Annotated in this window: 10 protein-coding genes; 3 read left to right on the top strand and 7 right to left on the bottom strand. The window is 51.2% G+C overall.

What is annotated here, in order from left to right:
• Nucleotides 1–2 precede the first annotated feature (2 nt).
• On the bottom strand, nucleotides 3–1,940 hold the full coding sequence (locus BUB30_RS32785; RefSeq protein WP_073143000.1) for a DUF3857 domain-containing protein: 1,938 nt from the start codon (nucleotides 1,938–1,940) through the stop codon (nucleotides 3–5).
• A 98-nt stretch (nucleotides 1,941–2,038) separates the two neighbouring features.
• Between BUB30_RS32785 and radA the strand changes: the two genes are divergently transcribed.
• Nucleotides 2,039–3,412 (top strand): DNA repair protein RadA, encoded by a 1,374-nt coding sequence (gene radA, locus BUB30_RS32780; protein WP_073142998.1) that lies wholly within the window; start codon nucleotides 2,039–2,041, stop codon nucleotides 3,410–3,412.
• A gap of 78 nt (nucleotides 3,413–3,490) precedes the next feature.
• Nucleotides 3,491–4,411 (top strand): DUF6263 family protein, encoded by a 921-nt coding sequence (locus tag BUB30_RS32775; RefSeq protein ID WP_073142997.1) that lies wholly within the window; start codon nucleotides 3,491–3,493, stop codon nucleotides 4,409–4,411.
• A 10-nt stretch (nucleotides 4,412–4,421) separates the two neighbouring features.
• On the opposite strand, the gene BUB30_RS32770 is transcribed toward BUB30_RS32775, so the two are convergent.
• From BUB30_RS32770 to fumC, 6 genes are all read right to left on the bottom strand, one after another.
• On the bottom strand, nucleotides 4,422–5,945 hold the full coding sequence (locus BUB30_RS32770) for a GH3 auxin-responsive promoter family protein (RefSeq protein ID WP_073142995.1): 1,524 nt from the start codon (nucleotides 5,943–5,945) through the stop codon (nucleotides 4,422–4,424).
• Between the two features lie 79 nt (nucleotides 5,946–6,024).
• Entirely contained in the window at nucleotides 6,025–6,816 is a 792-nt protein-coding gene (lptB, locus tag BUB30_RS32765; RefSeq protein WP_073142993.1) for an LPS export ABC transporter ATP-binding protein, read from the bottom strand.
• A 3-nt stretch (nucleotides 6,817–6,819) separates the two neighbouring features.
• On the bottom strand, nucleotides 6,820–8,520 hold the full coding sequence (gene recJ, locus BUB30_RS32760) for a single-stranded-DNA-specific exonuclease RecJ (RefSeq protein WP_073142992.1): 1,701 nt from the start codon (nucleotides 8,518–8,520) through the stop codon (nucleotides 6,820–6,822).
• 3 nt (nucleotides 8,521–8,523) lie between these two features.
• Nucleotides 8,524–9,276: a hypothetical protein gene (locus BUB30_RS35855; protein ID WP_178377249.1), complete on the bottom strand. Its 753-nt coding sequence runs from the start codon at nucleotides 9,274–9,276 to the stop codon at nucleotides 8,524–8,526.
• Between the two features lie 146 nt (nucleotides 9,277–9,422).
• Nucleotides 9,423–10,058 (bottom strand): coiled-coil domain-containing protein, encoded by a 636-nt coding sequence (locus BUB30_RS32750; RefSeq protein ID WP_073142989.1) that lies wholly within the window; start codon nucleotides 10,056–10,058, stop codon nucleotides 9,423–9,425.
• 56 nt (nucleotides 10,059–10,114) lie between these two features.
• The gene (gene fumC, locus BUB30_RS32745; RefSeq protein ID WP_073142988.1) at nucleotides 10,115–11,512 is read right to left on the bottom strand and encodes a class II fumarate hydratase; all 1,398 of its coding nucleotides are present in this window, start codon (nucleotides 11,510–11,512) and stop codon (nucleotides 10,115–10,117) included.
• A 188-nt stretch (nucleotides 11,513–11,700) separates the two neighbouring features.
• Between fumC and BUB30_RS32740 the strand changes: the two genes are divergently transcribed.
• A complete protein-coding gene (locus BUB30_RS32740; RefSeq protein WP_073142987.1) occupies nucleotides 11,701–12,285 on the top strand; it encodes a 2'-5' RNA ligase family protein in 585 nt (194 codons plus the stop codon).
• Nucleotides 12,286–12,303: the final 18 nt, after the last annotated feature.

The following is a 12,303-nucleotide window of genomic DNA, read 5'->3' as shown; positions in this document are numbered from 1 at the left end:
TCCTATTTTTTCTTCAGCACGATCTGCTCTGCCTGTTTGGCGATCACCAGGTTATACAACTCCCGGAGATGAGGATATTCGTCCTGGACAAACATGCTCTTGTTGATTTGCAACATGCTGACCACACTCACGACGTTGCCCATTTGCGTCACGTTGTAGGTATACTTGGCCGCGTTGTTGGGCAGCGTAACCACTTTGGGTTTTGGCATTTCGTCTACTACATAGTTTTCAGGAAGTGTGAACCGTGCCATGTAGGTCTGCTCCAGGGGCTTGCCGAAATCCACCGGGTATTCGCGCGTTTCGGCTTTAAAGATATTGTCGGTGATTTGCTCGGAAAGCATGGGGTTCAAGTAGATCACATCGCCGGCGGTCGTCGCGTGTTCGCGCACCACCAGTTCGTGTGATTGACGCGGCGATTTGTCGATCTCTTTCATGTTTTGAAATTCGGTTTTCTCGACTTCCCAGGTCTTGTCCGACAGGAATTCATTCAGATAGTCGGCTTCCCCGTTTTTGAAATAGTCTTTGCGCAGTTTCTGGGCGGCATAACCGTCATAGGAGAATGACATTTTCCCTTTCAACTCTCCCTCGGCGCTGATCACGAGGTCGGAATTTATAGCGGTGCGTGACTTCGCCTTGGGTTTGATCTCCATCCACCCGTGACGCGTTTTGGAGATCACGAGCCCTTCGCCGTTGAGACAGCGTTCGGGCAAAACGCCCATAGGCAAATATTTTTCAGTAGCGTCCAGCAACAACACTTTGTCGCCGAGTATCACCGACACGATCGCATAATTCAACTGGTCGTCCATCGGGTACTGTTGACGAATGAAACCGTGGTCGCGAGTGCTCAGCAGAACCATATCGGCCGGCACGTCCACTTTTTCCAACATCGCTGCCACAATGAAGTTGATGTCCGCGGCAGTACCCTTTTTATCGTCGAATACTTTCTTCAGGTTGTCGGGATATTTGTCTTTCGTGCCGTCCCATTCCAGGGTTTGCTGAACATAGCTAAAGATGGCGGTCACTTTTTGCATGGGGTCGGTCATACCGGTGGTGAGCTCTCTCGCCTTTGTTTTTAAGAACCCCGAGCCGGTGATCACTTTGCCAAAGTCGTCGCTGTCGATCAATTTGTTGTTGAGACCTGACCAGCTGCCCATGATCTCGCGCACCATCTGGTTGGGCATCGTGATATGAGAGAGGGCCATGTTTATTTTCGAAACATAGTCATCCTCGCAAGTCATGAAAGGTTCCTCTTTGAAGGCGGGCACATTCTTGGAAATCCAATGATGGCCGGCTTCCCGGTAGCCGTCGCGCGAAAAGTCCTTTACTTCATAGACCGCCGGCGTGATGTAGCCCTGCATGTATTTTTGGAATACTAAGAAGTCCGGCAAAAGCGCCCAGTATTCGCTCCAGCGGACCGGGATATCATATTGAAATTGCCAATTGGGAAAGGACGTGAGAAAATCCGAATTGAGCGTGTAGCTGTATTCGATGATGGAGCCTTCTTTTACATTGGGGAGTGAAAACTTCTGAAGATTGATGCTACGGCTATGCTTCTCCTTGAAGATGCTTGTTTTCTCCATCTCGGTCTCCACTATTTTTCCGTTCTCCAAATTGTAGGTGGAGGCTTTCAAGCGGGTGACATGCTCTTCGTTGCTTCCGGAATGATATAAAGGAATGGAAACATTGGCCCAATCCAATCCACCCTTTTTCAGGATCTTGATCCGCACGTGCCGCTCATATACCAGGGAGGCATTCCCGGTGCTGATAACGATGTATGCTGATCCATAATTCGTGAGCATGACGGCCTCCGCGGAGGTATCCATGTCATAGGTTGTCATTTTGAGATCTTCCTGGGGAATTACGCCAAATTTGATAGGCGATTTTTGTGCGTAGACAGTACACACAACGAGGACGAATAGTCCTAAAAACACCGATTTCATGCAACTATTAGGTTTAGAAAATGCAAGATTAAAAAAAATATTGAATTATAATATTTCTACTTTTCAGCAGGGATACTTTAGTAAGTTTACACCCCAACATGGCGAAAACTAAAACAACCTTTTTTTGTCAATCCTGTGGCTACGAGTCGGCTAAATGGCTTGGAAAATGTCCTTCGTGCAGCGCGTGGAATACGTTCGTGGAGGAGGTGATCACAAAAGACGAAGGCCCCAAAACCGAGTGGCGCCAGGAGTCGACGCGCTCGAAGGCCATGAGGGCAAAGACGCTAAACGAGATCGAATCCACCGAGGAGATCCGCATCCACTCTATCGATGAAGAATTGAACCGGGTGTTGGGGGGTGGCATTGTTCCCGGGTCGCTCGTGCTCATCGGCGGCGAACCGGGCATTGGGAAATCGACCCTCATGTTGCAAGTGGGCTTGTTGCTAAAAAAACAACGGGTGCTCTATGTGTCCGGTGAGGAAAGCGAACAACAAATCAAAATGCGCGCCGAGCGATTGGGCAACACGTCGGAGAATTTTTATATCCTGACAGAGACCAACACGAAGAGCATTTTTCTGGCGATCGAAACGGTGGAACCCCACGTACTAATCATCGACTCCATCCAAACCTTGCACTCGGCGCAACTGGATTCTACCGCTGGCAGCATCGGGCAAGTGCGGCAGTGCACGGGCGAGTTGATGAAGTTTGCCAAGGAAACCGCGACACCCGTTTTTCTGATCGGTCACATCACCAAAGACGGCATGCTGGCCGGCCCCAAAGTGTTGGAACATATGGTTGACACCGTGCTGCAATTTGAAGGCGACCGCCACCTGGCCTATCGCATTTTGCGAACAACAAAAAACCGTTTTGGCTCTACGTCGGAGATCGGCATCTATGAAATGTTGGGCACTGGCCTGCGCGAGGTCAGCAACCCCTCGGAAATACTGATATCACAAAAAGACGGACCCATCAGCGGCGTCACCATTGGCGCGACGATAGAAGGCAACCGGCCGCTGCTCATCGAAATACAATCGCTGGTGAGCCCGGCGTCCTATGGCACGCCGCAGCGCACGCCTACTGGCTTTGATCAAAAGCGTTTGAACATGCTGCTGGCCGTGCTCGAGAAACGCTGCGGGTTCCGCATGGGTACGCAGGATGTTTTTCTTAACATGGCCGGCGGCATCAAAGTGGAGGATCCGGCCATTGACCTGGCGGTGTGCATTTCCATTATCTCTTCCATGGAGGAGATCTCCATATCGGACAAAATTTGTTTTGCGGCCGAAGTCGGATTGGGTGGAGAATTGCGGGCGGTAAATAAAATTGACCAGCGCATATCCGAGGCGGAGAAGCTGGGTTTCCAGGAGATCTATATTTCAAAATACAGTCAGAAGGCGATCGGTTTGAAGAATACAAAAATCGCGATCAAATCCTTTGGGAAACTGACCGAAGTTTTTGAGGATTTGTTTGGCTAGTGCTTGGCATCGATCCAGCGGGTGATGGTTTTGAATGCTATTTTTATCGTAATTCGTTATCCTTTAAAATTTTTACAAATGAAAAGAATTGGGTTTGTCTTAATATTTCTGGCGGCATCGGCCTTTACATTTCCAGCCAAGGAAGTGAAGTTGGAATACGTTTTTAAGGTGGGCGACGAGTACACGCTGAATCAAACCACCAATCAAACCATTAAGCAAAGCATAATGGGCATGGACCAGGTTGCTGAAAATTTGATCTCGGGTCAGATGAAATATAAAGTGACCGCCGTCACCGCCACGGGAGCAAAGCTGGAGATGCGATTTTTGAAGTTGAAATCCAGTCTCAAATCGGTTATGGGCGAAAAGGCGATGGACACGGAGGGAGACAGCGAAAACACAGAGAACAAAGTGCTGAAGTCGATGATGAATAAGATTGTCCTGATCAGCATCAGCAAACAAGGGATCGTAGAAGTAGAAAATTCAGACAACCTGTGGACCGGCATGGACGACCTCGGTCTGGATGAGGCCACCCTGGCGCAAATGAAGATCGTTATGGAGCAAATGATGGGAAAGAAATCGCTGAAGAACAGCCTGGAACAAGCCATGGTATATTACAGCGACAAGAAAGTTAAACAAGGCGATACCTGGTTCTCGAAAAATGCTTTCCCCATGGATTTTCCGATCGAATCCAACAACACCTGGAGTCTGGCCAACCTGGCCGGCGACGCTGCGAAAGTGAACAACGACGCCACCTTTGCCACGCTCGACAAGAACAAGACCGTGAACATGCCGGGTGGCATCCAGGCGAAAATGGATCTGGCAGGCAACCAAGCCACCAAGGCAGATGTGAATGCCAAGACGGGCTGGCCAACCGAAATACACATCACCTCTACCCTAAAAGGAAAAATGACCCTCCTGGCCGGGGGCATGATCCCGACAGACATGGATGTTCCCATGGAGATCTTAACACAGATCACCTACACCATCGTGAAGAAATAATTTTTTGATGTCAGGACTCCCGCATCATGCTGAGGATGTCATCGACATACTCGCGTGAATTGGCAAGGCGGGGAACCTTGTTTTGACCACCCAGTTTTCCGCGGCGCTTCATCCAGTTATAGAACGTGCCTTCCCGCACGCTGTGGATTTTTGGTGCGATGAGCGCCAGGTTGTGATGACGCTTGGCGTCGTAATCTGAGTTGATGGAGCGCAATGCTTCATCGAGCTCGTGGGCGAAGGCGGGGAGCGTTGGAGGCTCTACTTTAAATTCAATGATCCATTCGTGACGGCCTTGCTTGCCTTCTTCGAGATAGACGGGCGCAGCCGTAAAGTTGTCGATCACGGCGCCGGTTGCTTCACAGGCTTTTGTGATGGCGGCCTCGGCGTTCTCCACAATCACCTCTTCGCCGAATGCATTCATGAAATGTTTGGTGCGTCCCGTGATCTTTATCCGGTAGGGCGATAGTGACGTGAATTTTACAGTATCGCCCAGGTTGTAGCGCCACAGACCCGAATTGGTGGAGATGACCATCGCATAATTTTTATCTAACTCCACTTCACCCAAGCGCACGGCGCGGGGATGTTCCTTGTCCAGCTCGTGGGCGGGAATGAACTCGTAGAAGATACCATAGTCCAGCATCAGCAGGAGCTCTTCTGAATTCTTCTGATCCTGAATGCCAAAAAAGCCTTCGCTGGCATTGTAGGTTTCCCAATACTGCATCTTTTCGGCGGGAATAAGCGATTGGAAAAGGGAGCGGTAGGGCGCGAACGATACGGCGCCATGAAAGAAAACTTCCAGGTTGGGCCACACTTCGAGGATGCTGCTTTTCTTTTCGAGCTCCACGATTTTTTGAATGAGCAGCACCGTCCACGTCGGCACACCGGCAATGTTGGTGACATTGGTCTTGGCCGTTTCCCGCGCCAGCTTTTCTATTTTCTCTTCCCAATTGCCCATCAACGCCGTTTCCAGACTTGGTGTGCGAATGAACTGCGCCCAAGGCGGAAGGTTCTGCATGATCACGGCCGACACGTCGCCGTAGTAGGACGATGCACTTGGATCAAGTTCATTGATCTGGTGACTTCCGCCCACGGCAAGGCCTTTGCCATCGAAAAGCTTCGTTTCCGGAAAATTGTTCACATAAATGGAGAGCAAATCCTTGCCCCCTTTGAAATGACAATCTTCCAAAGCCTCCTGCGACACCGGGATGAACTTGCTGCGTGCATTGGTGGTGCCCGACGACTTGGAGAACCACTTGATTTCCGAGGGCCACAGAATGTTCTGCTCACCTTTCATGAGCCGTTCGATGTAAGGATAGGTCTCTTCGTAGGTGTGAATGGGAATGCGCTCGCGAAACTGGTCGTAGGTTTGAATGCTGCCAAAGTCATACTGTTGGCCAAATTCGGTGAAACGCGCGGTTTGGATCAACTTTTTTAAAAGCTCATCCTGAACCTCAATAGGGTACTTCATGAAAAGCTCAATCTGATGAATGCGCTTTTGCATTACCCATGTCAATATCGAATTGATCAACCCCATTGAAAACGTGTCAACTTCAAAAATAAACAAACTTGCAGTTAGTTAGTCTGCGTCTTAGACAACAAAAGATAACAAAAAATCAGATGTTCGACTCCGAGGGGTCTGGCCAATTGTCGTTGGTGTCCACGGCTTTGGATGCGAGTTTGGAGCGTCGTAGTTCGAAATTTTGGCCGAGATAGACTTTGCGCACCTGCGGGTCGCTGGCCAATTCTTCGGCGGTGCCGGCTTTGAATAATTTTCCATCCACCATCAGGTAGGCGCGGTCGGTGATGGAAAGGGTTTCGTCCACGTTGTGGTCGGTGATGAGGATGCCGATGTTCTTATTTTTCAGTTTTGATACGATGGATTGAATTTCCTCCACAGCAATCGGGTCGACACCCGCAAAGGGTTCATCCAATAGAACGAAGTGTGGGTCCACGGCCAGCGCACGGGCAATTTCGGTGCGACGTCGTTCGCCACCCGAGAGCGACATGCCCCGGTTTTTGCGAACCTTATGCAGACTGAACTCTTCAATGAGCATGTCTACCTTCTCTTTGCGCTGCTGCTTGTTAAAATTGCGCATCTCCAACACCGACATGATGTTTTCTTCTACGGTGAGCTTGCGGAAAACGGAAGCCTCCTGCGCCAGATAGCCAATGCCTTTGCGAGCCCGCTGGTACATGGGGAGCGGTGTGATCTCTTCATCATCCAGAAAAATGCGGCCTTCGTTGGGTTTGATCAGTCCCACCATCATGTAAAATGATGTGGTCTTTCCCGCGCCATTGGGCCCCAGCAGTCCCACGATCTCGCCCTGGCTCACCTGGACGGATACGTCGTTGACCACCGTACGGGTTTTATATTTTTTGATCAGATGTTCTGCCCGAAGGATCATGCCTCAATGAAATTTGATGTCTTTTATACGCAGTTGAATGGAAGTGGTGCCATTGAACGTGTTCTCCTCGATGGTGAACACCATCTTGAACATGTCGCCTTTGGCCAGTCGCTCATAGCGATCGGCCAGGTCGAAGCCCACGGCCTGGAAAACGCTTTCATTTTTGTGTTGTGCCACGAGAAAGCGAACGTGACGGTCCTTGAAACTCGACAACGAATTGAAAACATACAGTCCGCTCGCTTCGAAAACAGGACGCTGATTTTCGGGTCCGAACGGGGCCATTTGCTTGAGCACGGTGATAAACTTGGGAGTGATCATGTCGAAATGAAGCGGCATGTCAACGTCGATCACCGGCGTGAGCATTTCCTCGGTGATGGTAGAGGACACCACCTGTTCGAATTTCTGCTGGAACAACTCCAGGTTGTTGATGTCCAGGGTGAGTCCTGCGGCGTATTTGTGGCCACCGAACTTTTCCAGCAGGTCGCTGCACTCGAGGATGGCGCCATAGAGGTCAAAGCCATTCACGCTGCGGGCGGAGCCGGTAATTTTATTGTTCGATTCGGTCAGGATCACGGTGGGGCGATAATATTTCTCCACACATCTAGCAGCAACTATGCCAATAACACCCTTATGCCAGGTATTTTTGAAAAGCACCGTAGATTTTGCTGCCCGCAGCGTGGCGTCGCCTTCGATCATGGCGATGGCCTCCTCGGTGATGTCGGAGTCGAATTGCTTGCGTACTTCGTTTTTGAGATTCACCTTTTCGGCCATCATGTTGGCTTCTTCCTCTGTTTCGGCGATGAGAAGCTCCACCGCGGCGCTGCCATGGGCCACACGGCCTGCGGCGTTGATGCGTGGACCGAGTGTGAACACAATGCCAGAGACATCCAACTCATTGCGAAGGCCGGCAATGTCCTTGAGGGCCTTGAGACCCGGCCGGGGGTCTTCATTCAGTTTTTTTAATCCGAAATTGGTCAGGATGCGGTTTTCGCCCGTGATGGGAACAATGTCTGAAGCGATGCTCACCGCGACGAGGTCGAGGAATCCATACACTTCTTTTTCGTCGCGGAAACGCTGCGCAAAAGCTTGCATGAATTTGAAGCCGAGGCCGCAACCGCTCAGTTCTTTATAGGGATAGGGACAATCGCTTTGTTTGGGATCGAGCACCGCTACAGCCTGGGGAATGGATTCGTCGGGCAAGTGGTGATCACAAATGATGAAATCGATGCCTTTCAACAGGGCGATGTTTACCAGTTCCGACGACTTAATGCCACAGTCGAGCGCGATGATCAGCGTGCATTGGTTTTGCTCGGCCCATTCCACGCCGGCCAGCGAAACGCCATAACCCTCGGCATACCGGTCGGGGATGTAGATCTTGCAGTTCGGATAGAAATTGCGCAGGTAGCTATAGACCAGCGCCACGGAAGTGGTTCCGTCGACATCATAGTCGCCGTAGATGAGAATTTTTTCCTCGCGGTCGATGGCCTGTTTCAGACGGCTCACCGCCTTCTCCATCCCCTTCATGAGAAAGGGATCGTGCAGATGTTCCAGCGATGGGCGAAAGAAAAATTTAGCGCTTTCGAAGTCGGAGATCCCGCGCTGGATTAGGATGGACGATAGATAGGAATTGATGTTGATGGCCTTCGATAACTGCTCGATCTGCTCGGGAGCAGGAATATCCCTTAACAACCATCTTTTATCCATGAACTAGTTTGCTTCGATTTTTACACTGCCTTTAATACCCGTAACGCCGCTGATGCTGTCTAACCCCGGCACGCCGTCTTTGCCATTCTTTCTCGAAGGGCCCAGGCCTGCGCCGCCGTGGTATCCGGCTTTGCCGCTGAGGCCCGCGGCGCCGCCATTGTTGTTAACGAGGATCTTTGTGCCTAACATATCGCGAAGAAGCTGTGTCTTTTTGCTGGTCAGGGTGAGCACGCCGCCGTTCGCGCCATTGCCGCCCTGTCCTGCGTTTCCGCCGTTCGAGCCATTGCCGCCATTACAGTGCAACGTGCCCGGACTGCCGCCGCCGCCGTTTCCGCCGTTCCCCCCGCGACCGCCGTTGCCTCCGGAGATGTCGATGGTGAGTACGCCTTTCAGGCTAACTCTTTCAAGATACAGAAAAAGATTTATCCCTGCTGTACCATCGAGGCCTTTGGTGCCATCGCGGCCGGCTGTGCCGTCCAGACAGGGGCCAATCGGGGTGATGCCGGGTTTGCCATTGCGGCCCGCCTGCCCATTGATGCCCTTGCCGTCGATGACACAATGGTTGCCGATGGCGGCTACCTTGACGCGGATAAAATTTTCGGGTTTCAGTTTATTCAGGATCAGACGGGAGGAATCCATCATCACCAGCGTGTCGGCCACGAGAATATCGGACTGGCCCAGGTCGTAGGATTGGTTTGTTTTGATGACGAGTTTGCTCACCCTGACTTGCGCGGTCACGGCAGAGGATAAAACCATGGCAAAAAACCAAAACACTACTCGACCCATCTCACAAAAATAATCCAGTATTCTTCTTAAGAAAATTAGTTCGGTGCGAATCCGGAGAAATAAAGAAAGCAGTGCGATTCCGCACTGCTTTGGCATTTAATAATTTGAATGTCAGCCTACTTGCCGGCAGCCGGCTTGTCGCCCACCACACCTTCCAGCACGTCTTTGATCTCGACGCGTTGGCCGTCTTTGTAGGGCACGATCCAGGCATCTTTCACGCCCATTTCGCGCATGTATTTCTTAAATGTATCGGCTTCCCAATAGTCGCGGAAGATGCCGATGGTCAACTTTTGAGGCTCGCCGTCTTTTGCTTCGCCACCAAAGTTGGGGTTGTTGTCGAAATACTTCTGCAGGTTCTTATTCTTGAAGGCGCCGATCTGCACCTTGAAGACCACACCTTTCGAGAAGTCCATAGAGTTCACCACCGGGGCTTCCTTCAATGCGGCCAGTTCGGCCTTGGTGGAAGTGAGTTGGCCTCTCAGTTGGGTCAACTGATCTTCCAGTTCGGCGATCTTCGCATCTTTGTCGCTGATGGAAGACTGCATCTGGGTGACCTTTTGGTTGAGGGAGCTCACCGTGTTGTCGGCGGTCTGTTTGTCCTCGATGAGTTGCTTCAGGTTGGCGGGGTTCTTGCCATACTCTTTGGCTTTTTTCTTCCATTCTTTCTTCTCCTTTTTAGAGAGCTGTGCAAAGGTCTGCGTCGAAGCAATCATCAACGCGAGGCAGAAGAATAGTATGATTCCTTTTTTCATTCTCGGATTGGTTAAAATCAAATTAAAGGTACGATAATTTTGGAAATATGCTCAACCTAGTCCAAGCTGCCTACCATTTTCTCGGGTCTTACCCACTCATCGAACTGGGCCGACGTCAATAATCCCAACTCGACAGCGGCCTCGCGAAGGGTCTTGTTTTCCTTGTGGGCCTTCTTGGCAATCTTCGCCGCATTCTCATAGCCGATGTGGGGGTTGAGCGCTGTCACCAACATGAGCGAGTTCTCCATGTGCTGCTTGATGATGGCATAGTTGGGCTCGATACCCTCTGCGCACTTCTCATTGAACGACACACAGGCATCGCCGATGAGGCGGGCCGACTGTAAAACATTGGCCGCGATGACGGGCTTGAAGACGTTCAGTTCGAAATGGCCGGTGGCTCCACCAATGGAAACCGCGACATCGTTGCCCATCACCTGAGCACATACCATCGTCAACGCTTCGGGTTGGGTTGGGTTGACCTTGCCGGGCATGATGGACGAACCGGGCTCGTTATCGGGGATGACGAGTTCGCCGATGCCCGACCGCGGACCGGAGCTAAGCATGCGAATGTCGTTGCCGATCTTCATGAGGCTTACGGCTACCCGCTTCAAGGCACCCGACAACTCGACCATGGCATCGTGGCCGGCCAGGGCTTCAAACTTGTTGGGGGCGGTGACAAAGGGATACTCGGTGAGGTCGGCGATCTTTTTGGCCACCAGCACATCGTAGCCCTTCGGGGTATTCAAGCCTGTGCCCACAGCGGTTCCTCCCAAGGCAAGTTCACGCACCATCTCCAGGGCATTTCTTAAGGCGCGCATACCATTATCCAGTTGCTGGACATAGCCGGAAAACTCCTGACCCAGGGTGAGCGGGGTGGCATCCATGAAATGGGTACGGCCCGTCTTCACAATGTTCTTATACTCGGCCGACTTTTTGGCCAGGGTGTCGCGCAGTTTCTGTATGCCGGGCAGGGTGATCTCGGTCACTTGTTTATAGGCCGCAATGTGCATGGCCGTGGGGAAGGTATCGTTAGACGACTGTGATTTGTTCACGTCGTCGTTGGGGTGCAACACTTTCTTTTCGTCTTCCAGTTTGCCGCCGTGGATCACATGGGCGCGGTAGGCAATGACCTCGTTCACGTTCATGTTGCTTTGGGTGCCGGAGCCGGTCTGCCAGATCACCAGGGGGAACTCCGCATCGAGTTTGCCGGTCAGGATCTCGTCGCAGACTTTGGCGATGAGATCTTTCTTGTCGGCCGCGAGCAGGCCCAGTTCGTGGTTGGCCTGGGCGGCAGCCTTTTTGAGATAGGCAAATGCATAAATGATCTCCTTGGGCATGCTGGCCTCGGGGCCGATCTTGAAGTTGTTGCGGGAACGTTCCGTTTGTGCGCCCCAGTATTTGTCGGACGGCACCTTCACCTCGCCCATGGTATCTTTCTCGATGCGATAATTCATAGCGTTTTTAAATTTGAGGGCAAAAATAGGAAAAGGTTAAAAAGAAAATCCATTCCGGTCAATTTAAAGCAAAGGGCCATTTATACCGATTTAAAAAGCTGGGACATGCATCCGAAAATGTCCTTCCAAACGGGCCGGACGCCTTCCATAGTTGTGATGGCTGCGGCGAATTCGTATCTTTAAGCTCTATGCGGCGGCCCCAAGTTGACGACTCCAAAGAAGAAAAGCTCTATTTCATTGCCATTATTCCTCCCGCCCCTATCTATGAAGTTGCGTTGGAACAGAAGGAGTATTTCAAAACACACTACAACAGCAAGGCCTCGCTCAACTCTCCGCCCCACATCACGCTGCACATGCCTTTCAAATGGAAGGAACGGGAAGAGGATGAACTGAGAGATCAGCTCCTTCATTTTTCACGCAACACCCCGGCTGTGCCCGTCAAGTTGGAGAACTTCTCGTCGTTTCCTCCCCGGGTTATTTTTATAAACGTGGTGTTGAGTCAGGAGCTGGACAATCTTCAAAAGAGCCTTCACCGGTTCTGTAAAAGGGTGTTGAATCTTTTCAATGCCAACTATAAGGAGCTCCCGTTTCATCCGCACGTGACGCTGGCATTTCGCGATTTGAAGAAGCCTAATTATCAGCGGGCATGGGAAGAATTTCAACAGAAGAATTTTGAGGCTGAGTTTGTCGCGGATAAGATGGCGTTGCTGAAGCATGATGGACGGGTGTGGAAGGTGTATGAGGAGTTTAAGCTACAGGAGGCGGTGGCGTGAGGGTTTGAGGAGCTGGAC

The organism is Chryseolinea serpens, from assembly GCF_900129725.1.
Lineage (GTDB): Bacteria > Bacteroidota > Bacteroidia > Cytophagales > Cyclobacteriaceae > Chryseolinea > Chryseolinea serpens.
Note: the sequence above shows the minus strand (reverse complement) of the source record. Positions and strands in the feature narration are given on the sequence as shown.